The 26,053-nt window shown below is 73.8% G+C and carries 22 protein-coding genes; 19 read left to right on the top strand and 3 right to left on the bottom strand.

Annotation, left to right across the window (positions count from 1 at the left end; all coding sequences use genetic code 11):
• Window positions 1-40 precede the first annotated feature (40 nt).
• The 17 genes from ACIPYQ_RS10575 to ACIPYQ_RS10495 all read left to right on the top strand — a co-directional run bounded on the left by ACIPYQ_RS10575 (window position 41) and on the right by ACIPYQ_RS10495 (window position 21,495).
• Window positions 41-466: a hypothetical protein gene (locus ACIPYQ_RS10575; RefSeq protein ID WP_401248500.1), complete on the top strand. Its 426-nt coding sequence runs from the start codon at window positions 41-43 to the stop codon at window positions 464-466.
• Window positions 463-1,812 (top strand): NADH-ubiquinone oxidoreductase-F iron-sulfur binding region domain-containing protein, encoded by a 1,350-nt coding sequence (locus tag ACIPYQ_RS10570; protein ID WP_401248498.1) that lies wholly within the window; start codon window positions 463-465, stop codon window positions 1,810-1,812. The genes ACIPYQ_RS10575 and ACIPYQ_RS10570 overlap by 4 nt, the downstream gene beginning before the upstream one ends.
• Window positions 1,809-2,000 carry a ferredoxin gene (locus tag ACIPYQ_RS10565; RefSeq protein ID WP_401248495.1) on the top strand — a complete coding sequence of 64 codons (192 nt, stop codon included), beginning with the start codon at window positions 1,809-1,811 and terminating at the stop codon, window positions 1,998-2,000. Before ACIPYQ_RS10570 ends, ACIPYQ_RS10565 begins: the two co-directional genes overlap by 4 nt.
• A gap of 1 nt (window position 2,001) precedes the next feature.
• Window positions 2,002-4,104 (top strand): acetate--CoA ligase family protein, encoded by a 2,103-nt coding sequence (locus ACIPYQ_RS10560; RefSeq protein ID WP_401248492.1) that lies wholly within the window; start codon window positions 2,002-2,004, stop codon window positions 4,102-4,104.
• Between the two features lie 74 nt (window positions 4,105-4,178).
• Window positions 4,179-5,351: an acyl-CoA dehydrogenase family protein gene (locus ACIPYQ_RS10555; RefSeq protein ID WP_401248490.1), complete on the top strand. Its 1,173-nt coding sequence runs from the start codon at window positions 4,179-4,181 to the stop codon at window positions 5,349-5,351.
• A gap of 97 nt (window positions 5,352-5,448) precedes the next feature.
• Entirely contained in the window at window positions 5,449-6,621 is a 1,173-nt protein-coding gene (locus tag ACIPYQ_RS10550; protein ID WP_361756768.1) for an acyl-CoA dehydrogenase, read from the top strand.
• The gene (locus ACIPYQ_RS10545; RefSeq protein ID WP_401248487.1) at window positions 6,618-7,478 is read left to right on the top strand and encodes a 3-hydroxybutyryl-CoA dehydrogenase; all 861 of its coding nucleotides are present in this window, start codon (window positions 6,618-6,620) and stop codon (window positions 7,476-7,478) included. Before ACIPYQ_RS10550 ends, ACIPYQ_RS10545 begins: the two co-directional genes overlap by 4 nt.
• Before the next feature lie 208 nt (window positions 7,479-7,686).
• The gene (locus tag ACIPYQ_RS10540) at window positions 7,687-8,298 is read left to right on the top strand and encodes a TetR/AcrR family transcriptional regulator (RefSeq protein ID WP_362242427.1); all 612 of its coding nucleotides are present in this window, start codon (window positions 7,687-7,689) and stop codon (window positions 8,296-8,298) included.
• 111 nt (window positions 8,299-8,409) lie between these two features.
• Window positions 8,410-9,102, top strand: a complete 693-nt coding sequence (locus ACIPYQ_RS10535; RefSeq protein WP_361756759.1) for a response regulator transcription factor — start codon at window positions 8,410-8,412, stop codon at window positions 9,100-9,102.
• Window positions 9,099-10,499 (top strand): ATP-binding protein, encoded by a 1,401-nt coding sequence (locus ACIPYQ_RS10530; protein ID WP_401248483.1) that lies wholly within the window; start codon window positions 9,099-9,101, stop codon window positions 10,497-10,499. Before ACIPYQ_RS10535 ends, ACIPYQ_RS10530 begins: the two co-directional genes overlap by 4 nt.
• 107 nt (window positions 10,500-10,606) lie before the next feature.
• Window positions 10,607-12,874, top strand: a complete 2,268-nt coding sequence (locus ACIPYQ_RS10525) for an MMPL family transporter (RefSeq protein WP_401248480.1) — start codon at window positions 10,607-10,609, stop codon at window positions 12,872-12,874.
• Window positions 12,871-13,590 carry a DUF2993 domain-containing protein gene (locus tag ACIPYQ_RS10520; protein ID WP_401248477.1) on the top strand — a complete coding sequence of 240 codons (720 nt, stop codon included), beginning with the start codon at window positions 12,871-12,873 and terminating at the stop codon, window positions 13,588-13,590. The genes ACIPYQ_RS10525 and ACIPYQ_RS10520 overlap by 4 nt, the downstream gene beginning before the upstream one ends.
• A gap of 138 nt (window positions 13,591-13,728) precedes the next feature.
• Window positions 13,729-14,700, top strand: a complete 972-nt coding sequence (locus ACIPYQ_RS10515; protein WP_401248474.1) for a cyclase family protein — start codon at window positions 13,729-13,731, stop codon at window positions 14,698-14,700.
• A 75-nt stretch (window positions 14,701-14,775) separates the two neighbouring features.
• Window positions 14,776-17,571, top strand: a complete 2,796-nt coding sequence (locus ACIPYQ_RS10510) for a SpoIIE family protein phosphatase (protein ID WP_401248471.1) — start codon at window positions 14,776-14,778, stop codon at window positions 17,569-17,571.
• Window positions 17,572-17,712: 141 nt separating this feature from the next.
• A complete protein-coding gene (locus ACIPYQ_RS10505; RefSeq protein ID WP_401248468.1) occupies window positions 17,713-19,266 on the top strand; it encodes a sugar ABC transporter ATP-binding protein in 1,554 nt (517 codons plus the stop codon).
• Complete coding sequence (locus tag ACIPYQ_RS10500) at window positions 19,263-20,324, top strand: ABC transporter permease (protein ID WP_361756738.1); 1,062 nt, start codon at window positions 19,263-19,265, stop codon at window positions 20,322-20,324. The genes ACIPYQ_RS10505 and ACIPYQ_RS10500 overlap by 4 nt, the downstream gene beginning before the upstream one ends.
• 34 nt (window positions 20,325-20,358) lie before the next feature.
• Window positions 20,359-21,495: a substrate-binding domain-containing protein gene (locus ACIPYQ_RS10495; protein WP_401248465.1), complete on the top strand. Its 1,137-nt coding sequence runs from the start codon at window positions 20,359-20,361 to the stop codon at window positions 21,493-21,495.
• Between the two features lie 22 nt (window positions 21,496-21,517).
• On the opposite strand, the gene ACIPYQ_RS10490 is transcribed toward ACIPYQ_RS10495, so the two are convergent.
• The gene (locus tag ACIPYQ_RS10490; RefSeq protein WP_401248462.1) at window positions 21,518-22,255 is read right to left on the bottom strand and encodes an NPP1 family protein; all 738 of its coding nucleotides are present in this window, start codon (window positions 22,253-22,255) and stop codon (window positions 21,518-21,520) included.
• 302 nt (window positions 22,256-22,557) lie between these two features.
• On the opposite strand from ACIPYQ_RS10490, the gene ACIPYQ_RS10485 reads away from it, so the two are divergent.
• Window positions 22,558-23,748, top strand: coding sequence for a barstar family protein (locus ACIPYQ_RS10485; RefSeq protein ID WP_401248459.1), 1,191 nt, complete (start codon window positions 22,558-22,560; stop codon window positions 23,746-23,748).
• Between the two features lie 233 nt (window positions 23,749-23,981).
• Here the strand turns inward: ACIPYQ_RS10485 and ACIPYQ_RS10480 are convergent, their stop codons facing one another.
• Entirely contained in the window at window positions 23,982-24,857 is an 876-nt protein-coding gene (locus ACIPYQ_RS10480) for an SDR family NAD(P)-dependent oxidoreductase (RefSeq protein ID WP_401248456.1), read from the bottom strand.
• A gap of 89 nt (window positions 24,858-24,946) precedes the next feature.
• On the opposite strand from ACIPYQ_RS10480, the gene ACIPYQ_RS10475 reads away from it, so the two are divergent.
• Window positions 24,947-25,414 (top strand): MarR family winged helix-turn-helix transcriptional regulator, encoded by a 468-nt coding sequence (locus tag ACIPYQ_RS10475; protein ID WP_401248454.1) that lies wholly within the window; start codon window positions 24,947-24,949, stop codon window positions 25,412-25,414.
• Here ACIPYQ_RS10475 and ACIPYQ_RS10470 read toward each other — a convergent pair.
• Entirely contained in the window at window positions 25,383-26,030 is a 648-nt protein-coding gene (locus ACIPYQ_RS10470) for a TetR/AcrR family transcriptional regulator (protein WP_401248451.1), read from the bottom strand. The two genes, ACIPYQ_RS10475 and ACIPYQ_RS10470, sit on opposite strands and share 32 nt — an antisense overlap.
• Window positions 26,031-26,053 lie beyond the last annotated feature (23 nt).

The following is a 26,053-nucleotide window of genomic DNA, read 5'->3' as shown; positions in this document are numbered from 1 at the left end:
ACCACCTCCTCCCTCCACCCCACCCCTCCCGGAGGCACGCATGAGCGGTCGTCGGCGTCTGGACTGGCTCGGGCTCACCCCCGAACCCGAGCGGGAACTGCCCGCGGCGGTCGCCGCCCTGCGCACCTCCTCGCACCGCCCTCCCGAGGCGCGCACGGCGCCCGCCGAGCTGGCGGCCGCGGAGCGGCGCCGCGTGGAGCGCCTGGTCCTGCGGGGCAGCCGGCACAGCTGGCTGCGGTACCTGGCCGAGGTCACCGAGCTGGTCACCGCCGTGGCCACCGCTCCGCGGCCAGGGCCGGGCGACCGCGCGGCCGCCCTGCTCGCCGCCGAGGTGGTCCTCGACCACCACCGCATGCTCATCGGCCTCCCGGGACCCGGATACGGCCGCACCGCCAGGGACCGCGCCGCGCTGGAGAGCGCCGTACGGACCCTGCGGACCACTCCCCGGACAGGAGAAAGCCGATGACCACGATCCGCCGGCCGGCGCAGCCGCCGCCGCACTCCGTACTCGGGGTGTCACCCCACGCGGCCGAAAGCGCCGAGGCCTACCGCGCCGCCGGCGGCTACGCCGGCGCCACCGGCCCGGACGAGCTGCTGCACCACCTCGCCGCGTCCGGTCTGCGCGGCCGGGGCGGGGCCGGGTTCCCAGTCGCCGTCAAGTTGCGCTCCGTACGGGACCGCGGCGGCCGCCCGGTGGTGGTGGCGAACGGCGAGGAGGGCGAGCCGGGTTCGGTCAAGGACCGCTGGCTGCTGCGGGCCCGCCCCCACCTGGTCCTCGACGGACTCGCCCGCGCCGCCGCCGTCACCGGCGCCGTACGCGGCTACGTCTACCTCTCCGACCCCGAAGCGGGCGCACGCGTCCGCCGGGCGCTCGCCGAACGGCCGCCGGGCCTGCCCGTCGAGGTCGTCGAGACCGCCCACACGTACGTGGCCGGGGAGGAGAGCGCGGTCGTCCGCCGGATCGACGGCGGACCGGCCCTGCCCACCGCCAAACCGCCGCGCCCCTTCGAGCGGGGGGTGGGCGGCGCACCGACCCTGGTCTCCAACGTCGAGACCCTGGCCCGGATCGCCCTCACCGCCGCCCGCCCCGACCTGCGGGACCCGATCGCGGACTCCACCCTGGTCACCCTGTCCGGCGGGCCCGCCGCCCCGGTCCTCACCGAGGTCCCGTTCGGCACGCCGCTGCGCACCCTGGCCTCCCTGCTCGGCGCCCCGGATCCCGCCGGCGCCCTGATGGGCGGTCTGTTCGGCGGGCTCGTCGACTCCGCCGCCGTGGAACGCCTCCCGCTCGAACCCGGCGCGCTCGCCGCCGCCGGTACCGCCCTGGGCTGCGGGGCGATCCGGTTCCTGCCCCCCGGCAGCTGCCCGGTGACCGCCGCCGCCGACGCGGCCGGCCACCTCGCGGCCGAGAGCGCCCGCCAGTGCGGGGTCTGCGTCTCCGGGACGAGGGCCGTCGGCGACGCCCTGTACGCCCTCGCCGCCGGGACGGCCGGCCCGGACACCGCCGACAGCCTGCAGCGCTGGTCGCAGGGGCTGCCGGGGCGCGGCGCCTGCGGCCTGCTCGACGCCGCCGCGGGCGTCGCGGGCAGCCTGCTCCGCGCCTTCCCCCGACTCGTCCGCTCCCACCTCGCCGCGCCGTGCCCGGTGTGCGCGGCCTCCGCACCCGCGGACGGGCGCCGACGCCTCACGGTGGCCGTGCCCGCCGTGGCCGTGCCCGCCGTGGCGCCGTCCACCGCGGCCGCGGTCTCCCCGGCCGTGCCGGAGGCCGCCGCCCTCCCGACCCCGTTGCCCGCCCTGAAAGGAACACCGTGAAACTCCTGCTGGACTCCACCCGCTGCCAGGGCTACGGGCTGTGCCAGGAACACTCACCCGGCCTGGTCGAACTCGACGAATGGGGCTACGCGAAGGTCATCGCCGTCGCGGTCCCGTCCGGTACCGAGGAAGCGGCGCGCGCCTGCGCCGAGAGCTGCCCCAACTCCGCCCTCCGAGTGGAGAAGTGACATGGGACGCGATCTGACCGCCCTCTTCGACCCCCGCTCCGTCGCCGTCGTCGGAGCCAGCGACGACCCCGCCAAGTACGGGCACGCAGTGGCCTCCCAGGCGCTGCGCGCCGACGGACGGAGGCGGCCGGTGCACCTGGTGAACCGGCGCGGCGGCACCGTCCTCGGCAGACCGGCCGCCCCGTCCCTCGCCGCGATCGGCGAACCCGTCGAACTGGTGGTGATCTCCGTCCCCGGCAGCGGCTTCGAGGCCGCCGTCGACGACGCCCTGGCCTGCGGGGCGAAGGCGATCGTCGGCATCACGGCGGGCTTCGCCGAGGCCGGCCCCGCGGGACTGGCCCGCCAGCGCGCGGTCGTCGCCCGCGTCCAGGAGGCCGGAGCCGTCCTCGTCGGACCCAACTGCCTGGGCATCGCCGACAACACGACCGAGCTCTACCTCGCCTCGGACCGCTTCGCACCCGGCGGGGTCGCCCTGCTGAGCCAGAGCGGCAACCTCGCCCTCGAACTCCAGCTCCGCGGCGCCCCGCACGGCCTGGGCTTCTCCCGGTTCGTCTCGCTCGGCAACCAGGCGGACGTCACCCTCGTCGACCTCGTCGAGGACTGCGCCCGCCACGGGGCCACCACGGCGATCGCCGTGTACGCCGAGGACTTCGGCGACGGCAGGGCCTTCGCCCGGGCCGCCGCCGCAGCGGGCAAGCCGGTGGTCCTGCTCACCGCCGGCCGGGGCACCGCCTCCGCGCGCAGCGCCCAGTCGCACACCGGGGCGCTCACCACCTCGGCCGACGTGGTGGCCGCCGCCTGCCGTGACGCGGGCGTGGAACTGGTCCGTACGCCACGGGAGATGACGGTCGTCCTGGCCGCCCTGAGCGCCGGGCCGGGCCGCCCCCGTACGAAGCGAGGCGCGAGCGGCGCCCGGACCGCGGTCTTCACCGACGGCGGCGGCCACGGCGCCATCGCCGCCGACGCCGCCGAGGACGCCGGCCTCGGCGTGCCGGAACTGGGTGCGGCCACGCAGGCCCGGCTGCGGACCGTGCTGTGGGAGCAGTCCGCGGTCGGCAACCCGGTCGACCTGGCCGGCATGGGCGAGCAGCAGCCGCTCTCGTACGCCGACACGGTCGCGGAGCTCCTCGCCGCCGACGAGGTCGACGCCGTCCTGATGACGGGCTACTTCGGTGGCTACGCCGCCTCGGACGGCGGCCTCGGCGGCGGACCGGCCGGCGGCTCCGTCCTCGCGGAGGGCGAGACGCTGGCCGCGGAGAAGATCGTCACGCACCTCGCGGCGGCGCCGAAGCCGCTGGTCGTGCAGTCGATGTATCCGCAGTCCCCGAGCTGCCGGGTGCTGGCCGGAGCCGGGGTACCGGTGTTCGCCGCCACCGAGGACGCCGCCCGCGCGCTGTCGGCGATGACCGGCCGGGCGGGCGGCGGCGCAGGGGAGCTCCCGGAGTTCCCCGCCCTGCCCGATCCGGCCGCGCCGCTGCGGGACGCCGGGTACCACGGGGTGCGTACGCTGCTCGCCGCCGGCGGTGTGCCGTTCCCGGCCGCGCGCGAGATCACCGACGAGGCCGGACTGCTGGCCGCGGCCGGGGAGTTCGAGGGCCCGTACGTGCTCAAGGCCCTGCACCTCCTGCACAAGTCGGACGCGGGCGGCGTCGCGCTGCGGCTGGCCGACCGGGAGGCGCTGCTCGCCGCGTACCGGGAGATGCACGGCCGGCTCGGCGCCCCCGCCTACTCGGTCGAGGCGATGGCCGACCTCTCGGACGGCATCGAGCTGATCGTGGGCGTGAACCGTGATCCGCGGTTCGGGCCGGTGGCCATGGTCGGGCTCGGCGGCGTCCTCACCGAGACCCTGCGCGACGTGGCCTTCGCGCTGGCGCCCGTACCGGCCGGGCGGGCCGAGGCCCTGCTCCGCGGGCTGCGGACCGCGGCACTGCTGGACGGCGTCCGCGGCCGGCCGGCCGTGGACGTGGCCGCCGCGGCCGCCGTGATCGAGCGCATCACGACGGTGGCCGCGGCCCATCCGGAGATCGCCGAGCTGGAGGTCAACCCCCTGCTGGTGCGCCCGGACGGCGCCCTGGCCCTGGACGCCCGGGCCGTCCTCGGCTGACCCCGGCCGGCCCCGCTCCCCCGCTTCCCCCGCTCCCCCGCTCCCTCATCCCTTCCATCGGAGGACACCGCACCATGGACTTCCGCTACACCCCCGAGCAGGCGGACCTCAAGGCCCGCGCCGCCGCCTACGCCCAGCTCCTGATGCGGTACGAGGACCGCTCCGAGGAGGCCGGCGGCCCGCTGCCGGCCGACACGGTCCGTGAACTGACCCGCGCCGCCATGGACGCCGGCGTCTACGCGATCAACATGCCCGCCGAGTGGGGCGGCGCCGGCCTGTCCCTGCTGGACCAGGTCATCGTCGAGGAGGAGTTCGGCAAGGTCACCAACTGCCTCTGGGACATCCCTTGGCGGCCCGCGAACGTCCTCGCGTACGGCACCGGGGCGCAGCGGGAGAAGTACCTCCTGCCCGTCATCCGGGGCGAGCGGTTCGACGCGTTCGCGGTCACGGAGCCCGGTGCGGGCTCGGACCCCGGCTCGGGCACGAGCACCGCGACCCGGACCGACGGCGGCTGGCTGTTGAACGGCGAGAAGTGGTTCGTGACCTGCGGCGACATCGCCGACTTCCTGCTGGTGCAGGCGGACGCGGGCCCGGAGCGGGCCGCGACCCTGTTCTTCGTCGACAAGCAGGCGCCGGGTGTCGAGATGACGCGGGTCCCGCGCTTCATGCACTCCGCGGTGAACGGGCACCCCGAGTTCACGTTCACCGATGTGTTCGTCGCCGACGAGGACGTGCTCGGCGGGGTCGGCAACGGGTACGAGCTGACCAAGGAGTGGTTCACGGACGAGCGGCTGATGATCGCCGCCCGTACCGTCGGCGCCGCCGAACGGGCGCTGGAGCTGGCCCGCGACTGGGCGGTGCAGCGCCGCCAGTTCGGCTCGCCCATCGCCGACTTCCAGCTGATCCAGGGCATGCTCGCCGACTGCGCCGTCGACATCGCCGTCAACCGCGCCTACACCCACCAGGTCGCCTGGGAAGCCGATCAGCCGCACACCGACCGCAAGACGCTGCACGCCAAGGCGTCGACGGCGAAGCTCGCGGCGAGCGAGGCCGCCGGCCGGGTCGTCGACCGGTGCGTGCAGATCTTCGGCGGCCGCGGCTACGACCGCTCGTACCCGGTCGAGCGCATGTACCGCGAACTGCGCGTCGACCGGATCTGGGAGGGCACCTCCGAGATCCAGCGTCTGATCATCGCCAACGAGCTGATCAAGCGCGGCACCCGGGCCCTGGCCCTGCCCGCCTCCTGACCGCTCCTGCCGCCCCTTCCCCCGTACCGGATCCGTACCGCACCCGTACCGCATCCGTCCGCACCCGTCCGTACCCGCGATCACAAGGACCACAGACATGGACTTCCGTCTCACCGCCCGTCAGGAAGAGCTCAGGGACGCGGCGCGCGCCCTCACCGACTTCATCACGAAGTACGAGCTCGACTGCGAGGAGAACAACGGCCTGCCCCCGCAGGCCCACGCCGAGATCCGCGACGCCGTCCTCGACAGCGGCCTGCAGGCCGTCAACATGCCGGCGGAGTGGGGCGGCGCCGGGCTCACGATCCTGGAGCAGGTCACGGTCCAGGCCGAGCTCGGGCGGCTCACCGGGGCCCTGTGGGACATGGTGTGGCGTCCCGCGAACGCGCTGTCCTTCTGCACCCCCGAGCAGCGCGAGCGGTACCTCGTCCCCGTCATCCGGGGACGGCGCCGCGACTGCTACGCGGTGAGCGAGCCCGAGGCCGGATCCGACCCGCAGAGCCTGAAGACCACGGCGACGCGGACCGCGGACGGCTGGGTGCTGAACGGCGAAAAGTGGTTCGTCACCGTCGGCGACCACGCCGACTTCATGATCGTGCTCGCCGCCGCCGGGGAGGAGGGGGCACCGACCCTGTTCCTCGTCGACAAGGACACACCGGGCATCGAGATGACCCGGGTGCCCCGCTGGATGCACACCTTCGTCTACGAGCACCCCGAGTTCACCTTCACCGACGTGCACGTCCCGGCGGACGCCGTGCTCGGGGAGGTGGGCAACGGTTACGACATCACCCGCTCCTGGTTCACCGAGGAACGGCTGATGATCGCCGCACGGACGATCGGGGCGGCCGAGCGCGCCCTGGAGCTGGCCCGCGACTGGGCGGTGGAGCGCCGCCAGTTCGGCTCGCCCATCGCCGACTTCCAGCTGATCCAGGGCATGCTCGCCGACTGCGCCGTCGACATCGCCGTCAACCGCGCCTACACCCACCAGGTCGCCTGGGAGGTCGACGAGGGCGGGATCGACCGCAAGACGCTGCACGCCAAGGCGGCCATCGCCAAGCTGTCGGCGAGCGAGGCCTCCGGCCGGGTCATCGACCGGTGCCTGCAGATCTTCGGCGGCCGCGGCTACGACCGCTCGTACCCGGTCGAGCGGCTCTACCGCGAACTGCGCGTCGACCGCATCTGGGAGGGCACCTCCGAGATCCAGCGCCTGATCGTGGCGGGTGAACTGGTCAAGCGCGGCACGGGCGTTCTGCAGCTGCCGGTGACCCGGTGACCGACCTGGAGCGCGTCGGGGTCGTGGGCTGCGGGCTGATGGGATCCGGCATCGCCGAGGTCTGCGCCCGCGCCGGACGCGACGTCGTGGTGGTGGAGGCGGACCGGACCGCGGCGGACGCCGGCCTGGAGCGGATCGACCGCTCCCTGGCCCGGGCCGAGGCGGCCGGGAAGCTGAGCGCCGCCGACCGGGACGCCGCGACCGGCCGGATCACGCTGACCACGGACATGTCCCTGCTGGCGGACCGGGACCTGGTCGTCGAGGCGGTGGCCGAGGACGAGCGGGCCAAACTGGAGGTGTTCGCCCGGCTGGACCGGGTGGTGGAGCGCCGGGACGCGGTCCTGGCGTCGAACACCTCCTCCATCCCGGTCATCCGGCTGGCCGCCGCCACCTCGCGGCCCGCCCAGGTCGTCGGCCTCCACTTCTTCAACCCCGTTCCGGTACTCCCCCTGGTGGAGCTGGTGCCCTCCCTGCTCACGGGCGAGGAAACCGCCCGGCGCGCCCGGGAGTTCGCCTCCGGAGTGCTGGGCAAACGGGTCGTCCGCGCCCAGGACCGGGCCGGGTTCGTGGTGAACGCGCTCCTCGTGCCGTACCTGCTCGCCGCGGTGCGGATGGCCGAGTCCGGGATCGCCTCGGCCGAGGACATCGACCAGGGGATGACCCTGGGCTGCGCCCACCCGCTGGGGCCGCTGGCCCTGGCCGACCTCATCGGGCTGGACACCGTCCAGGCCATCGCCCGGTCGATGTACGCGGAGTACCGGGAGCCGCTCTACGCCCCGCCGCCGCTGCTGGCCCGGATGGTGGACGCGGGCCTGCTCGGCCGCAAGACGGGCCGGGGCTTCCACACCTACTCCTGACCGTGTTCCCGGCCCTGTTCCCCACCCCGTTCCCGACCCTTCCCCGGCCGCGCTGCGACCCAACGGCCGGGGCCCGGGGGCCGGATGCGGGAGGATGGTGGTCCGGCGGGCCCGGCCGCCGGACCTTCCACCCACCACCCGCGCAACCTCCACCCGCTCAACCACCCACCCACCGACCCATCGGGCGCCGACACGGGGAGCAGCCAACGTGACCAAGGCCGAGCGCGCACTCGAAACACGGGAACGCATCCTCACGGCCGCGTGCGAGGTGATCGCCGACATCGGTTTCGAGTACGTCAGCATGCGCAAGGTCGCCGAGCACGCCGGCGTCTCCAAGGCCCTGCTGCACTACCACTTCGACACCCGCGAGAAGCTCTTCGCCGAGGCGATGACGCACTCCTTCGCCCGGACCGGCACGGACACCGGCAGCGACACCGGTACGGACCCGGCCGCGATCGTCCTGGCCCGCATCGTGCGCAGCATGCTGCCCACGGACGAGGAGCTCCGCCAGGACTGGAAGCTCTGGCAGGAGCTGTGGGTGCGTGCGCTGCGCGACGGCACGGCCCGGACCCTCGCCGTCGACCTGTACGACCAGCTGCACGCGTGGGTCACCGGGACCGTCGAACGGGGCATCGCGTCCGGCGAGTTCACCGACTGCGACGTCGCCGCGATCGGCACCCTGGTGCTGGCCCTGTGCGATGGCCTCGGCATCCGTCTGATGCTGGACGACCCCCGGGTCGACCTCGCCACGGCCCAGTCAACGGTCTGGCGGGCCATCGCGCCCGCGCTCGGGATCGCCCCGGTGTTCCCGGAGGTCTGACGGCGCCGGGCCGGCGGATTGTTCGGGGAATGTACGGGCCGCGGCGCGCCCGCCGGAACGCCGGGTCGATGGGGTTAGCATCGACGGTGTTTCCGCACGTGAGAGGCAGTGATGACGGGTTCGGAGTCCAAGGGCCTCGTGCTGATCGTCGAGGACGAGCGCCACATCTCCGACGTGCAGAGGCTCTACCTGTCGCGCGAGGGCTTCGGCGTCCATGTGGAGGCCGACGGCAGCGCCGGGCTCGCGGCCGCGCGGCGGATGCACCCGGTGGCCATCGTCCTGGACATCGGCCTGCCCGGCATGGACGGCATCGCCTTCTGCCGTGCCCTGCGGGACGCGGGCGACTGGACGCCGGTGCTGCTGGTCACCGCGCGCGGTGAGGAGGCCGACCGGATCCTCGGTCTGGAGCTGGGCGCGGACGACTACCTGACCAAGCCGTTCTCGCCGCGCGAGCTGGTCGCGCGGGTCAAGACGGTTCTGCGCCGGGCGGCGGGGCCGCCCGCGCAGCCGGCCGAGAGCCTCGGCGGGCTGAGCGTGGACCCGGTCAGCCGGACCGTGCGCCGCGACGGCGAGCCGGTCGAGCTCACCGCCACCGAGTTCAACCTGCTCGCGCACCTGCTCCGGCACGTGGGGCAGGTGTTCACCCGTGAGCAGCTGCTCGCCCAGGTGTGGGGTTACCCGGGCTACCGCGACACCCGGATGGTCGACGTCTTCGTCTCGCAGCTGCGCGCCAAGCTCGGCGACGCGAGCCCGATCCGTACGGTCCGGGGCGTCGGCTACAGCGCGATCGCCCCCCGCGCGTGAACCGCCCCCGCTCCGGTGCCCGTACGGGTACCGGCACCCGTGGCTCGCTGGCCCGCAACATCGTGGTGCTGAGCACCGTGGTGGCGGCGCTCGCCGTGGCGCTCACCGGGCTGATCGCCTGGCAGACCGCCGCGCACGGCGCGGAGCAGCGCGAACGCGACCAGCTGACGCGTCAGGCGACGGTGCTCAGCCGGCTGCCGGCCCTGTCCGAGGCGCTCTTCACCGGCGCCCAGGTCCTGGCGGGGCCGAACGGCGTGCAGCTCGCGGTCATCGCCCCGGACGGCACGGTGAGCGGAACCGCCACCCCGGCCGTCGACCGGGCGTCGAAAGCCGCGCTGCTCGCCGGGAAGCCGGTCTCCACCACGGGCCTGCTCGGCGGGGAGGAGGTGCTGCTGGTGGGGCGGCCCGGCGTGCGCGGCGGCGCGGTCGTGCTGACCGAGCCGTACGCGGTCGTCAGCGAGAACACGAACCAGATCCGCCGCAACGTGATCGTGCCGCTGATCGTCGGCATGCTCGGCGCGGCCCTGGCCGGGGCGCTCCTGGCCCGGCGCATCGCCCGTCCCCTCGTACGGGCCGCGCAGATCGCGCACCGGCTCGCCGACGGGGAACGCGGCGTACCGGCCCCCGTCGACGGCCCCCGGGAGACCGCGGACATCGGGCGGGCCCTCAACGTCCTGGACGAGGCCCTGGCACACAGCGAGAACCGGCAGCGGGAGTTCCTGCTCTCCGTCTCCCACGACCTGCGCACCCCGCTGACCGCGCTGCAGGGCTACGCCGAGGCGCTCGCCGACGGCCTGATCGAGCCGGAGCGGGTGCCCGAGGTCGGCGGTGTCCTGGCCGACGAGACCCGGCGCCTGGACCGCTTCCTGGGGGACCTGCTGGACCTGGCCCGGCTGGAGGCGGACGACTTCCGTCTCGACATGGCCCCCGCCGACCTGGGCGCGGTCGTCGCCGAGGCCGGCGCCTTCTGGACCGGCCCCTGCGCCCGCCACGGTGTCGGGCTGCGGCTGGAGCGGCCCGGGCGGCCCGTCGTCGTCGAGACGGACGCGTTCCGGGTCCGGCAGCTGATCGACGGCCTGGTCCAGAACGCACTGCGGGTCACGCCCGAGGGCGCGCCCCTGGTCCTCGCGGTCCGGGAGGCCCCGGACGGCGGGGCCGAACTGCAGGTCCGCGATGGGGGACCGGGCCTCACCGACGACGACGTGCGCATCGCCTTCGACCACGGCGCCCTGCACGAGCGCTACCGGGGCACCCGCCCGGTCGGCTCCGGCCTGGGGCTGGCGATCGCCCACCGGCTGACCGGCCGCCTCGGGGGCGCCATCCGCGTCGACGGGCACGGACCGGAGGGCGGCGCCTGCTTCACCGTCACCCTTCCGGCGGGTCCCGGGAGCGCGTGAGCGGGTGCGGGGTGCGGGTCGCGGATTGCGCGGTGCGCGGGCGCCCGTACATTCCCCGAACAATGCGCCCACGGCCCCCTTACACGCGCCGCGCACCATCAGGCCCCATGAACACTTCATCGGCCGAGGGGCCGGGGCTCCTCCATCGGATCGGATGCTGGTGTGCCCGGCACGCCTGGCGGGTCGTCGCCCTGTGGGTGGTGCTGCTCGCCGGTCTCGGGCTCGCCAACCACGCGTGGGGAGGCACCTTCGCGGACAGCTTCACCCTGCCGGGCACCCCTACGCAGACCGGCGCCGACCTGCTGGGCGCCCACACCAGCGGCTCCGGCGGCACGGCCTCCCCCATCGTGATCACCTCCGACCAGGGTTCGGTCACCGGTCACCGGGCCGCGATCGAATCGTCCGTGGACGCCCTGCGCCGGCTGCCGGACGTCCTGTCGGTGGCCGACCCGCTCACCACGCCCGGGGCGGTCTCCGCGAACGGGGAGATCGCCCAGATCACCGTCCGCTTCGACGGCAATCCGGCGACCTTCGACCCCTCCTACCTCGCCGGGGTCGACAGCGCCGTCGAGCCGCTGCGCTCCGACCAGGTCACCGTCGAGTACGGGGCTCCGCTCGGGCAGCTGGCCACGCCCAAGTCCGCCGACCACACCTCGGAGGCCATCGGCCTGGCCGTCGCGGTGCTCGTGCTGCTGATCGGCTTCGGCAGCGTCGCCGCGACCGGTCTTCCGCTGCTGACGGCCGTGCTCGGCCTGGCCGTCAGCCTGGCCGGTCTCGGACTGCTCGCCGGGAGCTTCGACTTCGCGCAGGCGTCCCCGACCCTGGCCGCGATGATGGGCCTGGGCGTCGGCATCGACTACGCGCTGTTCCTGACCACCCGCTACCGGGCCCTGCTCCAGGCGGGCACCGAGCCCGTCGAGGCGGTCGGGCGTACGGTCGCCACCAGCGGGCGGGCCGTGCTGGTGGCCGCCGCCACGGTCGCCATGGCGCTGGGCGGGCTCTGCGTCTCCGGTGTGGGCTTCATCGGCACCCTCGGCGTCGCGGCCGGTATCAGTGTGGTGGTGGCCGCCGCCGCGACCGTGACGCTGACCCCCGCCCTGCTGGGCCTGCTCGGCCACCGCATCGACCGGCTCCACGTGCGCACGCCGGTCGCCGAACCCACCGGTGAGGGCGACGTCTGGCACCGCTGGGCGGTCCGCGTCAGCAGGCGTCCCTGGCTGTTCCTGGTCAGTGGCCTGCTCGTGCTCGGCATCCTGGCCGTCCCGGTCGCCTCCATGCGGCTCGGGCACGTCGACGCCGGAGCACAGTCCACCAGCAGGACCGACCGCCGGGCCTACGACCTGATCAGCGAGGGCTTCGGTCCGGGCGCCAACGGCCCGCTCACGGTCGTGGCCCACCTCGACAGCCGGCAGGTCGCCGACGAGGGCCTGCGCCAGGACCTCGGCGCCTCGCTGCAGCGCGAACTGGCCGCCGTACCGGGCGTCGCCTCGGTGACGACCCCGGTGCCCAGCCCGGACAACGTCCTGCTCATCACCACGGTCATTCCGGCCACCGGCCCGCAGGACGGCGCCACCGCCGACCTGATCCACACCCTGCAGGACGAAACGGTGCCGCAGGCGCTGTCGGGCACCGGCGCCACGGGCTACGTCACCGGCACGGCCGCCGCCACCCAGACCTTCACCGACACCCTCACCGCCAAACTGCCGCTGATCATCGGTGTGGTCGTCGCCGCGGCGTTCCTGCTGCTGCTCACCGTCTTCCGCAGTCCGCTCATCGCGCTCAAGGCCGCCGTCCTCAACCTGTTCTCGATCGCCGCCGCGTACGGGGTGGTCGTGGCGGTCTTCCAGTGGGGCTGGGGCGGCGCGCTGTTCGGCGTCACCGAGAAGGTGCCCGTCGAGTCCTACGTGCCGATGATGATGTTCGCGATCGTGTTCGGGCTCTCCATGGACTACGAGGTCTTCCTGCTGTCCCGGATCCGCGAGGCCTGGCTGCACCGGGAGGACAACCACCTGGCCGTCGCCACGGGCCTGGCCGCCACGGCCCGCGTCATCACCTGTGCGGCCCTGATCATGACCAGTGTCTTCCTGGCGTTCCTGCTCTCCACGAACGTCGCCGTCAAGATGCTCGCCCTCGGACTGGGCGTCAGTGTGATCATCGATGCCACGGTGGTCCGCCTGCTGCTGGTGCCCGCGTCCATGTACCTCTTCGGGCGGGCCAACTGGTGGCTCCCGGGCTGGCTGGACCGGCTCCTTCCGCACCTCGATCCGGAAGGACCCCCTGCCGCACCCGGGCCGTCGGCCGCATCCGCCCCCACGCCCCCGGTCACTGCCCCGGCCCCGGCCTCGGCTCCGGCCGGTCAAGGAGAACGGCGATGAAGCAGCACCTGGCGAAGACCCGCGCGGCCGTGCGCCGCCACCTCGTCCTCACCGTCACGACCGGCGTGGTCCTGCTGGCCGTCGTCGCCGCGGGCGCGGCCGAGTTCACCGCCCGCTCCGTGATCCGCGACCACGTCACGAAGGCGGCGCCCGGTCTCGGGGAGGACGTGACGGTCGGCGTGGCCGGCGACTGGGCCCTGTGGGACCTGGCGCACGGGAGCATCCCCCGCCTCGACATCAGCAGCGACGACGCCCGGGTCGGGCGCCTCCCGCAGGTCCGTGTCCGCGCGCGGCTCGACGACGTCCGGCTCGGCGACGGGGCCGCCGTCGGCGCTACGCACGCCGAGGTGACCGCCTCCACGCAGTCCCTCGCCACCGCGATCCGGACCGCCGTGCCCGCCGTGCCGGTGTCCGCGGTCACGACCGATCCGGCACGGGGGACCATCCTCGCCGCCGTGGGCCCCGGCGGCGCCGGACAGCTGACACTGCGTCCCGTACTCGCGGACGGCAGGGTCACCCTCGCCGTCGACGGGCTCACCGTGTTCGGCCGCTCCGTCCCCACCAGCCGGCTCGGCATGGGCGAGGGCGGCTTCGGAGCGGAGCCGGGTGCGCCGAAGGAATACCCGCTCGGCCTCAAGGCCACGTCCGTACGCGTCCAGCCGGACGGCCTCGACGTCGCCCTGACGGGCGGCCCCGCCCCTCTGGCGGGTGTCTGACACCGACGGGACGGGTGTCGGCCCGCGCGCCCGCTCGCGTACGGGGCACGAAGGGGAATCCTGGGGCGAGAACCGAGAGAGCCGAGAGGACCCCATGGCCCCTTTGGCCCCTATGGACCCGGGAGCGCTGATGCGCAGATGAGCCACGAACCCGCCGACGCCCCCGGCCCCCCGCCGGCCGCCGCTCCGGGCAACGGGCCGGCCGTCTCCCGACAGGAGTTCGACGCGCTCTTCGACCGGGTCCGCACGTGGGGCCGGTGGGCCGCGGCCGACCGCGGCGCCTGGAACCGGGTGACGTCGGACCACGTGCGGCGGGCCGCGGCCCTGGTCAGGTCCGGGACGGTCGTCCCGATGGCCCGGCCCTGGGACACTCGGCCCGGTCCGGACAACGCGAAGCCGGCCCTGCACTACATGTCCGAGCTCGGCGACGTGGAGGCCCCGGAGCCCTCCGTCTACAAGGACTTCCTGGCCGTGGACTACCACGGCAAGGGAGTCAGCCACCTCGACGCGCTGTCACACGTCGCCTACCGGGGGCAGCTGTACGACGGCCGGGCGGCCCGCGAGTGCGTCGACGCGGCGGGCGCCCGCTTCGGCGCGGTGTCGGCGCTCGGCCCGCTGGTCACCAGGGGCGTGCTCGTCGACCTGCCCGCCGTCCTCGGAATCCCCTGGCTCGACCCCGGGCGCGCCGTGCACGCGCGGGACCTCGTCGCCGCCGAGGAGGAGCTGGGTGTGACGGTCGGGGACGGCGATGCGGTGCTGCTGCGCTCCGGCGCCCTGCGCCGCCGCCGGGAATCCGGCCCCTGGGACCCCGGCGGGGCGAGCGCGGGCTGGCACGTGGACGCCCTGCCGCTGCTGGCCGCGCGCGGCATCGCCCTGCTCGGGGGCGACGGGGACAGCGACGTACGGCCGTCGCCGGTCGAGGGGCTGCACTCCCCCGTGCACGCCCTCGCCGTGACCGCGATGGGGGTGCCGCTGCTGGACAACCTCGATCTGGAGCCGCTCTCCGCGGCCTGCGCCGAAACGGGCCGTTACGCGTTCATGCTCGTCGTGACGCCGCTGAACGTGCCCGGCGGGACGGGTTCGCCCGTCAATCCGGTCGCGGTCATGTGAGGAATATACTCAAATCTGATGATTCAGGGCATGACGGCATGGACCGAGGGCTGACGGCCGAGGGAAGTGGTGCACATGGGGGTGGTGGGAGACCGCATCGGGCCCGTGCGTCCCCGTGACCGATTCCTGCACGGCGAGTCGGTCGAGGGGAGCGTGCGGGGGCCGATCCTGCACTCGTGGCAGCGCAGCCAGCTGCTGGGGATCTCGCCCGACCAGTCCGAGCTTCCCTTCACGCAGGACTTCGACCCGGACGGCCGGCTCATCCGCGCCGCCCGGCCCGTGCTCGACCGGCTGGAGTCGGTCTTCGCGGGCAGCCAGATGAACATCAGCCTCGCCGACGGGTACGGCACCGTGCTCGAACGCCGCTTCGGCGAGAAGTCGATGGTCAAGCGCCTCTCCCCGATCCAGACCGTCCCTGGCTTCGTCTTCGCCGAGCAGTTCGCCGGGACGAACGGCATCGGTCTCACCCTCGCGGAACGACGGCTCTGCCAGGTCTTCGGCGCCGAGCACTTCGCCGAGCGGTCCCAGTCGAGCGCCTGTACGGCGATCCCCCTGCGCGACCAGCTCAGCGGGCACATCGAGGGCGTCCTGTGCCTCGGCTATCCCTACACCGACGCGGACCCGGCCCTGGTCCCCGTGGTGCGCAAGGCCGCCGAGGCGATCGAACGACGGCTGATGGAGCAGAGTTCGGCGCGCGAGCGCGGCCTGCTGCAGGCCTACCTCGACGCCGCGAGCCGGACCGGGACGGACGAGCACTCCGGGAACGGGCACGGGCTCGGCATGGCCGAGCTGCTCCAGAGCGAGCTGGAGCAGAGCGATCAGATGACGCTCAAGGAGAAGGCCACGGAGCTGATGTCCTCGGCGCAGTGGGCGGCCGCCGAGGTGTCCCTGTCCCGCGACCGGTGGGTCACCCTCGTCAGCCGTCCCGTGACGAGCCCCTCCGGGGTGGAGGGCATCGTCATCGAGGCGCTCCTCCCCGAGGAGGAGGAGCACCACGCCCCCGCCCCCACCGGCCCGCCCCCCGGGCCGCTTTCCCGCGCAGCACCCCGTACGGCCCCGCGGGCCGCCCGCGCGCCCGGCACCTCCGGCACGTCCGGCGGCGCACCCGGCGCGTCCGGCGCACCCGGCACCGAGGACCCCTCCGGCGGCATGGTCCGGGGGCTGGTGCTGGTGGGCGAGCCCGAGGTGGGCAAGTACGCCGTCGCCGCGCGGCGCCGCCTGGAACTGCTGGCCGAGGCCAGCAACCGCATCGGCACCACCCTGGACGTGGGCCGCACCGCCTGGGAGCTCGCCGAGACAGCGGTCCCGCGGCTGGCCGACTTCGTCACCATCGACATGCCCGAGGCGGTCCTGCGTGGCGAGGAGTCCGCCCACCCCACCTCCGAGATGCACCGGACGGTGGTCCACGGGATCCGCGAGGACTGCCCCTTCTACCCGGTGGGCGAGCAGGTCACCCTCCGGGCGACCACGCCCCACATGCGCTGTCTGATCACCGGTCAGCCCGTACTGGAACCCGACCTCAAGGCCGCCTTCGGCTGGATCGCCCAGGACCCCGAGCACGCCGAGCTGCTCCTCGCGCACAACATCCACTCGCTCATCACCGTGCCCCTGTACGCCCGCGGGGTCCTCCTGGGCATCGCGAGCTTCTACCGTTCGCAGGACCCGGCCCCCTACGGGGACGACGACCGCTGGCTGGCCCAGGAGCTCGCCGCCCGCGCCGCCCTCTGCATCGACAACGCCCGCCGCTACACCCGCGAACACACCCTGGCCCTGGCCCTCCAGCGCAGCCTGCTCCCGCGCGGACTCCCCGACCAGGACGCCGTCGAGGTCGCCCACCGGTACCTGCCCGCCGAGCACGGAGTCGGCGGCGACTGGTTCGACGTCATCCCCCTGTCCGGCACCCGCGTCGCCCTCCTCGTCGGGGACGTCGTCGGCCACGGACTGCACGCCGCCGCCACCATGGGCCGGCTGCGCACCGCGGCCCGCAACTTCGCCGAACTGGAACTCGCCCCCGACGAACTCCTCACCCACCTCGACAACCTGATGGTGCGCCTCGACCGGGAGGAGGGCGGGGACAATCCGGCCCTCGGCAGCGGCATCGTCGGTGCCACCTTCCTGTACGCCATCTACGACCCCACCTCGCAGCGGTGCACCATGGCCCGCGCCGGCCACCCCCCGCCCGCGCTGGTCCACCCGGACGGCGCCGTGACCCTCCTCGACCTGCCCGCCGGACCCCCGCTCGGCCTCGGCGGGCTCCCCTTCGAGTCGGTGGAGATGCAGCTGCCCGAACACAGCCAGCTGGTCCTCTACACCGACGGACTCGTCGAGGACCGCCATCGCGACATCGACGTGGCCCTCGGCGAGCTCACCCGCGCGCTGGCCCACCCGGACCGCGCCCCCGAGGAGACCTGCCAGGCGGTGCTCGACGCCGTGGCCCCCGAGCACCCGGCCGACGACATCGCCCTCCTCGTCGCCCGCACCCACGCCGTGCCCGCCGACCGGATCGCCTCCTGGGACCTGCCCGCCGACCCGGCCCTGGTGGGCGAGGTCCGCGCCGCCGCAGTGAGCCAGTTGAGCCGGTGGGGGCTGGACGAGTCCGCGTTCGCCACGGAACTGCTGCTCAGCGAGCTGGTCACGAACGCCGTCCGCTACGGCACCGCACCCATCCGGGTACGCCTCATCCACGACCGCACCCTGATCTGCGAGGTGCACGACGCGAGCAACTCCGCCCCGCGCATGCGCCACGCCGCCAGCACCGACGAGGGCGGCCGCGGCCTGTTCCTCGTCGCCCAGCTCTCCCAGGCCTGGGGTACCCGGTACACCACCGAGGGCAAGGTCATCTGGGCCGAGTGCGCCCTGACCGCGGCGTGACGGCGTCGCCCACGGCGTCATCCATCGGCGTCACCTACAACGGCACGTCCCGGCGAGTTCAATACCGGATATATGCGGGCAGATCGGCATAGAATCCCCATGCAGTCGGGAAGACTCGGAGGCCGACCCCCGGAGAAGTCTGTGCATGACGCTCCCGACACCTCGACGGGCCCGCCTTCGCCCCCCGGTGGCGGACCCCTCGTCCGCATGCGCGGTCTCGGCAAGCGGTTCGGCGGCACGGTGGCACTGGCCGGGGTCGACCTCGACATCCACCGCGGCAGCGTCCTCGCCCTCCTCGGTCCCAACGGTGCCGGGAAGTCCACCCTCATCAAGGTGCTCGCCGGGGTCCACCGCGCCGACGAGGGCGAGGTGACGGTGGCCGGCCATCCGCTCGGCTCGCACGCCGCGGCCCGGACCATGTCCTTCATCCACCAGGACCTCGGTCTCGTCGCGTGGATGACGGTGGCCGAGAACGTCGCCCTGGGCACCGGCTACCCGCGCCGGCACGGACTGATCTCCTGGCGGCGCACCCGCGAGCGCTGCGACGAGGCCCTGCGGATCGTCGCCGGGCACCTGGACGCCGACGCCCGCATCGCCGATCTCGCCCCCGCCGAGCGCTCGCTGGTCGCCATCGCCCGCGCCCTGGCGACCGACGCCGAACTCATCGTGCTCGACGAGCCGACCGCCACCCTCCCCGCCGCGGACAGCGCCCGGCTGTTCGACGTCCTGCACGCCCTGCGAGACCGGGGGCACGGCATCCTCTACGTCAGCCACCGGCTCGACGAGGTGTACAAGGTCGCCGACACCTTCGCCGTCCTGCGCGACGGCCACGTGGTCGAACGCGGCCCCCTCGCCGGTTTCGCTCCCGCCCGGCTGGTGCGCGCCATCGTGGGCCACGAACCGGCCGCCCACGCGCCGGCCGCGCCCCGCGCCACCACCGGCCCGCCCCTGCTGCGCCTCGAGGGCGTGCGGACCGCGTACGCCGGACCGGTCGACCTCGACCTGCGGGCCGGGGAGATCCTCGGCATGGTGGGCCTGACCGGCGCCGGCCACATGGACCTGGGCCGCGCCCTCGCCGGCGCCCGGCCGATCCTCGCCGGGCGGGTGCTGCTCGACGGCCGCCCGTACCGCCCGCGCCGGGTCTCCGACGCCCTCGCCTCCGGCGTCGGCTTCGTGGCGGGCAACCGTCAGGAGGAGGGCTGCGCCGCCGAACTGACCGTACGGGAGAACTTCCTGGCGAACCCCCGGGCCGCCGGGGTCCCGGCGCTGCGGTGGACCGGCCCCCGCCGGGAGCGCGCCGAGGCCACCGCCCTGATCGACCGCTTCTCGGTGCACCCCCGCGACAGCGAGGTGCCGATCGCCACCCTGTCGGGCGGCAACCAGCAGAAGGTCATGGTCGGCCGGTGGCTCCGCGGGAACCTGCGCCTGCTCGTCCTCGAAGAACCGACCGCCAGTGTGGACGTCGGCGCCAAGGCCGTGATCCACCGGCTGCTCGACGACGCGCTGGCCTCGGGCCTCGCGGTCCTGCTCATCTCCACCGATTTCGAGGAGGTCGCGGGCGTGTGCCACCGCGCGCTGGTCTTCGTCCGCGGGACCGTGAGCGCCGAACTGACCGGTGCGGCCCTCACCGTCACCGAACTCACCCGGACCGCCTCGGCCATGCCCCCGATCACCGGGACCGCGACGAGCCGATGACCCACTCCCCCTCGCGCCGATCCCTGCTGGGCCACCTCCGCGGGCACCTCGTCGGCAGCTACGGCCTCCTGGCCCTCGCCGTCCTGCTCTTCCTGGTCTTCTCCCTCACCCTGCCGGGCACCTTCCCCACCCGGGACAACGTGTCCTCGATCCTCTCCAACCAGTCCATCCCCGCCCTCCTGGCGCTGGGGGCGACGATCCCGATCGCCGCCGGCAAGTTCGACCTGTCCATCGGCTACGGCCTCGGCCTGGCGCACGTGCTGGTGATGCAGCTCATCGTCAACGAGGGCTGGCCCTGGCCCGCCGCCTGTCTGGTCGTGGTCCTCGGAGGGGCGGCGGTCGGCGCGCTCAACGGCGTCATCGTCGAGTTCGGGCGGATCGACTCCTTCATCGCCACCCTCGGCACCGGCAGCATCATGTACGCCTTCACCGGCTGGATCACCGACGGCGGCCGGATCGTCCCCGGCCCGAACGGCCTCCCCGCCGACTTCACCGGCCTCTACGACTCCCGGTTCCTCGGCCTGCCGCTGCCCGCCTTCTACGTACTCGCCCTCACGGCCGGCCTCTGGGTGGCCCTGGAGCGGCTGCCGCTCGGCCGGTACCTGTACGTCATCGGCTCCAACCCGCGCGCCGCCGGCATCATCGGCATCCCCACCCACCGGTACTCCGTCTGCGCCTTCACCGGATCGGGCCTGGTCGTCGGCTTCGCCGGGGTCCTCCTCGCCGCCCAGCAGCAGACGGGCAACCCGAGCGTCGGGCTGGAGTACCTGCTGCCCGCCTTCGTCGGCGCCCTGCTCGGCGCCACCACGATCAAACCCGGCCGCGCCAACGTGCTCGGCACCATCGTGGCCGTCGCCGTCCTCGCCATCGGCCTCGCCGGCATCGGCCAGCTCGGCGCCCAGTTCTGGGCGACGCCGCTGTTCAACGGCGCCACCCTGCTCATCGCCGTCGGCCTGGCCGGCTACTCCGCCCGCCGCCGGCTGCGCACCGGCACCGCGGCGACCCGCCGGTCCCCCGCTCGCCCCCGGGCCGCACCACCGCAGGACAGCCGTCCGTAGCAGACCTCGTACGCGCACCCGCACCAGGAGCACCGTGTACCCGAACCGCAAGACCACCCTCACGGCCGCAGCCCTGCTGACCGCGGCCACGGCCCTCGTCGCCGGCTGCGGGAGCGGCCCGTCGACCGGCGCCGGGCCGTCGAAGGCCGGGTGCCCCGCCGCCCTCGCGAAGGCCGCGGCGGCGGTCCGGCAGGCCGAGAACACCGACGCCGCCTGGCACGGCCCCACCAGCGGCCCCCCGGCGGCAGCCGACAAGACCCTGGTCTACGTCGCGCAGACCATGACCAACCCCGGTGTCGCGGGCGTCGCAAAAGGGGTCGAGGAGGCCGGGAAGGCCATCGGCTGGAAGGTCCGGGTGATCGACGGGGAGGGCACCCCCGCCGGCATCCAGGCGGCGCTCAGCCAGGCCATCACCCTCAAGCCCTCGGGCATCGTCGTCGGCGGCTTCGACCCCCAGCTGACCTCGCAGCAGATGGCGCGGGCCGAGGCCGCGGACATCCCGGTCGTCGGCTGGCACGCGGTCGGTTCGCCCGGCCCGAGCGAGCGCCCCCGGCTCTTCACCAACGTGACGACGAAGGTGGAGGACGTGGCACGGATCAGCGCGGACTGGATCATCGCCGGGTCCCGCGGCGATGCCGGGGTCGTCCTCTTCACCGACGACTCGATCCCCTTCGCCAAGAACAAGTCCGACCTGATCCGGCAGGAGCTGGCCACCTGTTCCGGCGTACGGCTCCTGTCCCGCGAGAACATCCCCATCCCGGACGCCGCCAGCCGCACCCCCCAGGCGGTCTCCTCCCTCCTCTCCCGCTTCCAGGACGACTGGACCCACTCCGTCGCCATCAACGACCTCTACTTCGCGGACGCGGCCCCGGCCCTGCGCGCGGCCGGCAAGCCGGGGTCCGGACCGCCGCTCAACATCGGCGCGGGCGACGGGGACCCGTCCGCCTTCCAGCGGATCAACAGCAAGCAGTTCCAGGCCGCCACCGTCCCCGAGCCGCTGTCCCAGCAGGGCTGGCAGATCGTCGACGAGTTCAACCGCGCCTTCGCCGGGCAGCCCGCCAGCGGGTACGTGGCCCCCGTCCACATCGCGACGGCCGACAACAGCGACGGCGCCACGTCCTGGGATCCGTCCGGGTACCGCGAGGGGTACTTGAAGATCTGGGGCAGGTGACCACTCCGCGGCGGGCGGCCGGCTACTGGTACGGGTCGAAGGGGATGCCCGCCGGTTTGGCCTCGGCGAGGTGGGAGGCGAAGGAGCCGTCCTTCAGGCCGAAGTGCGCGCTGCCGAAATCGGCCTGGCTGAGCTTGTCGCGCAGGGTCGCGGGGTAGCCCGACCATCCGACGAGCGTGGGGAACTGCCAGGTGCCGCGGTGGTTCTCGGGCGGCTCGTCGTTGGTGTTCGCCGCGCGGAAGCAGTGCGTGCTCACCCCGTCCTTGTGGTAGACGATCTTGGGGTGGGTGCCGTCCCAGCGGATCTGCTCACGGGTGTGGATGTTGAAGTCGCCGTGGGCGGAGGTCGCGACGTACTTGGCCTCGTTGTTCTGGATCCACACCACCACGTGTTCCCAGTCGTGGCGGTGACCGCCGAGGGAGACGCCGGCGAGGGCCTGGTCCTTCTCGAAGTACAGCGCGTAGACCACGGCGCACCAGCCGTTGTTGCACTTCCAGCGGGAGTAGCCGTTGGTGTTCTGGAGGTCCGAGGCGTCCCGGCAGCTGCCGTTGAGGGCGCCGGTGGGTTTGAGTCCGCCGTTCAGTTCTCCGCCCGGGCCTATGGCGGGTGTCGGGTAACAGCCGTCGGTGTCGTAGTCGTAGGCGGGCTGGAAGGTCCGCTCGATCGCCTCGGCCTGGCCGGGCAGGGCCGGGGGCGGGGCGGCGAAGGCCACCTGGGGAACGGCGACGACCAGCGCGAGGGCGGCCCCGACGACCACCATTGATCTCCGGATGTGACGGTTCGTCCGCAAAACGGGCTCCTGACCGGTCGGCTCGACGAGGGCGGGCGAAGCGCGGCCGCCATCGGCCGACACGCCCGGAGCATCATTCGCGCACCGCGGGCGGCACGGCAAGGGTTCGAGCAGCCCCTCTTTCCGGCCCCGAGCCGATCCGGACAACCGTCCGGTCAAAGAGATGTGACCGGATGTCAGGACATGGGAACGAGGCGGTCCGCCGAGTCACGGCCTCCCGCCCGGCATAAAACCGCAGGAGATCCCGGGTGGATCGCTGTTGGATGTGCGGTATGACGAACCCCTGGCGTGAGCGGTGGAGCCGGGAGCGCGGCACGCCGCTCCGGTACGTCCTGGTGGAGGAGAGGGACCACGGGCCGGAGGGCAGGAGCTTCCCCTACGCCCGCGGGCACGACCTGCTGGCGAAGTGCGCGGACGTGGAAGGGCTGTTCGCCGAACCGGCGGTTCCGGCCGTGCCCGGAGAAGAGCTGGTGCTCTTCGCGTGCGCACCGCTCGGCCCGCTCCGCGACGCCGTCGACGGCAAGGACGGCGGCCGGATCGGCGACATGCTGATCGAGGTGCGGTTCAAGGGCGAGAAGGTGCACGACTGGGACTACGAGCTGTGCGACGCCGTCGTCGTGGACCAGCAGCCCTCCCCGGAGGACCCCTCACTCGTCGACATCGCGGTGGCGGCCGGCGTCCGGCCGCCCTCCTGGTCCTTCGGCACGCCGTCGGACGAACGCCAGAAGCAGTTCGGCTTCGAGCTCTTCGACGCCGAGGGGGACACCTCGTACGGCTCCTGCGAGGCGGTGCCCCGGCTCTTCCGCTCCCGGAGGTCTCCGGAGCCGGTCGAGCTCCGGCTCCTCGGCTGCGACCCCGACGCCCCGCTCCTGTCGCGGGGGCGCGGCGCCACGAGGCCCGACATCCTGGCGGTCGACCGGACGGGCCGCGTCATGACCGGCCGGAGCGCCGTGCTGTCGGTCATCGAGACGCGGCCTTCCGCCCTCGGCGGCGGCCTGCTCGACGTCACCGTCTCCGGAGACGTCGAGGAACAGCCCCGGCCCGAGCTGGAACCCGTGTGGGAGGCGTGGCGGGACGGGCTCCCCACCGAGCCCAACCGGTGGGCGCGGTTCCCGGAAGAGCTGCGGAGGGAATGGCTCTGGCTCACGGAGAAGCGTCACGGCCCGGACCGGACCGGCGGCGAGTACCACCTCGACGGCCGGTACGTGACCGGCCACTACGGCCTCCACTGCGCGCTGGGAGAAGCGCTGGGCGGCCCGGGCGGCTACTACGGACGGTGCTGGAACTCGCTGTTCGACTGCCTGTCCGGCGGTTTCGGCGCCGTTCCGCCCTTCACTCTGGTCTGGCACGACTTCGAGGTCGCCCGGCGCGCCCTGGCCGGCGAGGGGATGCCCGCCGACTCCTACGCAGAGGAGGTCGTCGGCCGGCTCAGGGGCTTCGGCGCCACCGTGGAACTCCGGTAGGGACGGTCATCGCCCGACGGTGTTCATCAGGACGATGGCGAGGAGGTTCAGGAAGATCACGGCGACGACGCCACCGATCGTGATCCAGGCCCTGCGTGATTCGTCCATGCGTACGCGTCACCTCCCGGCTCGCTCCGCCGCACCCTCGCGCGGAGGGTTCGTCGGCCTCCCGCCATGATGACCCGGTTCCGGCCGGAGCACAGGTCGGGCGCCCCGGCCCCGGTCCCCGCAGGTCAGGCGACCCAGGATCCGGTCATGCCGAGGACCGCCGAGCCGTCCTGGTCCGCCAGCTTGGTCCCGGTGAACCCCTGGGCCCACTCCGAGGTCTGGATGCGGAACGCGGGGCGGTCGGCAGTCAGCACCTCCATCACGGACTCGGCCGCGCCGGCCGGGGTCTGGGCGCCGTCCAGGAACTGGCCGACCGTGCGCTCGACGTAGTGGCGCAGCGCGTCGGCGTACGGGCCGGCCGCGGCGATCCGGCCTTCGATGTCGAGTCCGATGTTGTTGACGAACTCCGTGGCCACGGCGCCCGGCTCTACGACGGACACGCTCACGCCGACGGCGCCCGCGACGGGGGCGAGGCTCTCCATGTACCCCTCGACGGCGAACTTCGCGGCGCAGTAGGCCTCGTTGAAGGGCTGCCCGATGACGCCGCCGACGCTGGTGACCGTGATCAGGCGGCCGCCGGTGGCCCGCAGGTGCGGCAGGGCGGCCTTGGAGACGTTCAGCACGCCGAAGAAGTTGACCTCCATGACCTCGCGGACGTCGGCGACGGTTTCGAGTTCGAGGGTGCCGACGTGCCCGGCGCCCGCGTTGTTCACGACCGCGTCCAGACGGCCGTAGTCGGCGATCACGCCGTCGACGGCGGCGGCGACGGATGCCTCGTCGACGACGTCGAGCCGGCGGATGTCGAGCTCGACGCCCGCCTCGGCGGCCGCCTTGCGCAGGGCGTCGGCCTTGCCGGTGTCACGCAGCGTGGCGACGGTACGCCAGCCGGCCCGGGCCGCGGCGATGGCGGCGGCCAGACCGATTCCGGAGGAGGTACCGGTGATCAGGACGGTGCGGAGGGAGGTGTCGGGGGTGGCGGGGGTGGTGGGGAGGGTCGACATGACGGTCGCCTTTCACGGAACGTGATTTATGTGCGTGCACACACACCATAAAGTTATGTGCGTGCGCACGCAACCTCTAGACTGCCGACATGCCGAAGAAGCTCACCGAAGCCGAGATGCCGGCGGCCGACCACGCCTTCTACGGGCTGGTCTGGGCCGGCACCACGCTCACCGACCGCGTCGACCGGGCCCTCGTGAAGGCCCACGACCTCCCCGTGTCCTGGTTCGAGGTCATGCTGTGGCTGGCTTCCAGCCCCGAGCCCGTGCCCGCCTCCGTCCTCGGCAACAGCACGCTGCTCAGCCGTAGCCAGGTCTCCCGGGTGGTGGACGCCCTCCAGACCCGGGGCCTGGTGACCCGCACCCCCTCGGCCCGCGACGCCCGGTCGGTGGAGGTGTCCCTCACGGAGGCGGGACGCACGCTCTTCGCCGAGGCCGACGTCACCCGACGCGAGGCCCTGGCCCCGGTCTTCACCGAGCTCCTCGACGAGCGGGACATCGAGGCGCTGGGGACCGTGTGGCGCAAGCTCAAGGCCGAGAAGGGCCGCCTTCAGGACTGAGCGTGGCCGCGGCCGCGAAGAGGCGGGCGCAGCGCCGGGTCATGGCCTCCGGGGACTGCTCCGGGTGCTTGACCCACCAGCGGACGAGGGTGGCGACCAGGTCCCGCCAGACGTACTTGAGCGCGTCGGCGTCGAGCGGGTCGGTGGATCCGGCCGCGCCGAGCAGGTCCGCGGTGCCGCCGGCGGCGAGACCGTCGATGGCCGCCCAGTACTCCGCAGCCCGGCGGGCGGCCTCGCCCCCGGGCGGCAGCGTGGTGTCGTACAGCACGAACCACGCCTCCCGTCGCCCCTCCAGGGCGACGAAGATCCCCTGCAGCACGCGCTGCGGGGTGTGCGGCTCGGTCCCGTCTGGTCCCATGGCCGTACGGATCGCGTCGAGCAGCCGGTCCCCGACGGGGACCAGGCAGGCGACGTACAGGTCCTCCTTGGTCCCGAAGTACTGGTGCAGCAGCGTCTTGGTGACGCCCACCCGCGCGGCGATCGCGGGGAGGGACGCGGCCGCGTAGCCGCGCGTCCCGAACTCCTCCGTGGCGGCCTCCAGCATCTGCCGGCGGCGGTGCTCCCGCGGGACGCCCTTGGTGCCGGCTTTGGACGAAGGAGCCGATGGGGTTGCCATGAGCCGATATTATCAGTAGGTAA

Source organism: Streptomyces sp. NPDC090045 (assembly GCF_044747975.1).
In the GTDB taxonomy this organism is placed as follows: Bacteria; Actinomycetota; Actinomycetes; order Streptomycetales; family Streptomycetaceae; genus Streptomyces.
The sequence above is the reverse complement of the archived record's forward strand: the minus strand, read 5'-3'. Positions and strand labels throughout refer to the sequence as shown.

What these genes read in the sequence shown, in the direction of transcription:
- ACIPYQ_RS10535 (WP_361756759.1), top strand. Translation starts at nt 8,410, where the DNA reads ATGACGGGTTCGGAGTCCAAGGGCCTCGTGCTGATCGTCGAGGACGAG.
- ACIPYQ_RS10470 (WP_401248451.1), bottom strand. Translation starts at nt 26,030, where the DNA reads ATGGCAACCCCATCGGCTCCTTCGTCCAAAGCCGGCACCAAGGGCGTC.
- ACIPYQ_RS10485 (WP_401248459.1), top strand. Translation starts at nt 22,558, where the DNA reads ATGACGAACCCCTGGCGTGAGCGGTGGAGCCGGGAGCGCGGCACGCCG.
- ACIPYQ_RS10560 (WP_401248492.1), top strand. Translation starts at nt 2,002, where the DNA reads ATGGGACGCGATCTGACCGCCCTCTTCGACCCCCGCTCCGTCGCCGTC.
- ACIPYQ_RS10515 (WP_401248474.1), top strand. Translation starts at nt 13,729, where the DNA reads ATGAGCCACGAACCCGCCGACGCCCCCGGCCCCCCGCCGGCCGCCGCT.
- ACIPYQ_RS10575 (WP_401248500.1), top strand. Translation starts at nt 41, where the DNA reads ATGAGCGGTCGTCGGCGTCTGGACTGGCTCGGGCTCACCCCCGAACCC.
- ACIPYQ_RS10500 (WP_361756738.1), top strand. Translation starts at nt 19,263, where the DNA reads ATGACCCACTCCCCCTCGCGCCGATCCCTGCTGGGCCACCTCCGCGGG.
- ACIPYQ_RS10550 (WP_361756768.1), top strand. Translation starts at nt 5,449, where the DNA reads ATGGACTTCCGTCTCACCGCCCGTCAGGAAGAGCTCAGGGACGCGGCG.
- ACIPYQ_RS10555 (WP_401248490.1), top strand. Translation starts at nt 4,179, where the DNA reads ATGGACTTCCGCTACACCCCCGAGCAGGCGGACCTCAAGGCCCGCGCC.
- ACIPYQ_RS10525 (WP_401248480.1), top strand. Translation starts at nt 10,607, where the DNA reads ATGAACACTTCATCGGCCGAGGGGCCGGGGCTCCTCCATCGGATCGGA.
- ACIPYQ_RS10520 (WP_401248477.1), top strand. Translation starts at nt 12,871, where the DNA reads ATGAAGCAGCACCTGGCGAAGACCCGCGCGGCCGTGCGCCGCCACCTC.
- ACIPYQ_RS10480 (WP_401248456.1), bottom strand. Translation starts at nt 24,857, where the DNA reads ATGTCGACCCTCCCCACCACCCCCGCCACCCCCGACACCTCCCTCCGC.
- ACIPYQ_RS10490 (WP_401248462.1), bottom strand. Translation starts at nt 22,255, where the DNA reads ATGGTGGTCGTCGGGGCCGCCCTCGCGCTGGTCGTCGCCGTTCCCCAG.
- ACIPYQ_RS10475 (WP_401248454.1), top strand. Translation starts at nt 24,947, where the DNA reads ATGCCGAAGAAGCTCACCGAAGCCGAGATGCCGGCGGCCGACCACGCC.
- ACIPYQ_RS10570 (WP_401248498.1), top strand. Translation starts at nt 463, where the DNA reads ATGACCACGATCCGCCGGCCGGCGCAGCCGCCGCCGCACTCCGTACTC.
- ACIPYQ_RS10510 (WP_401248471.1), top strand. Translation starts at nt 14,776, where the DNA reads ATGGGGGTGGTGGGAGACCGCATCGGGCCCGTGCGTCCCCGTGACCGA.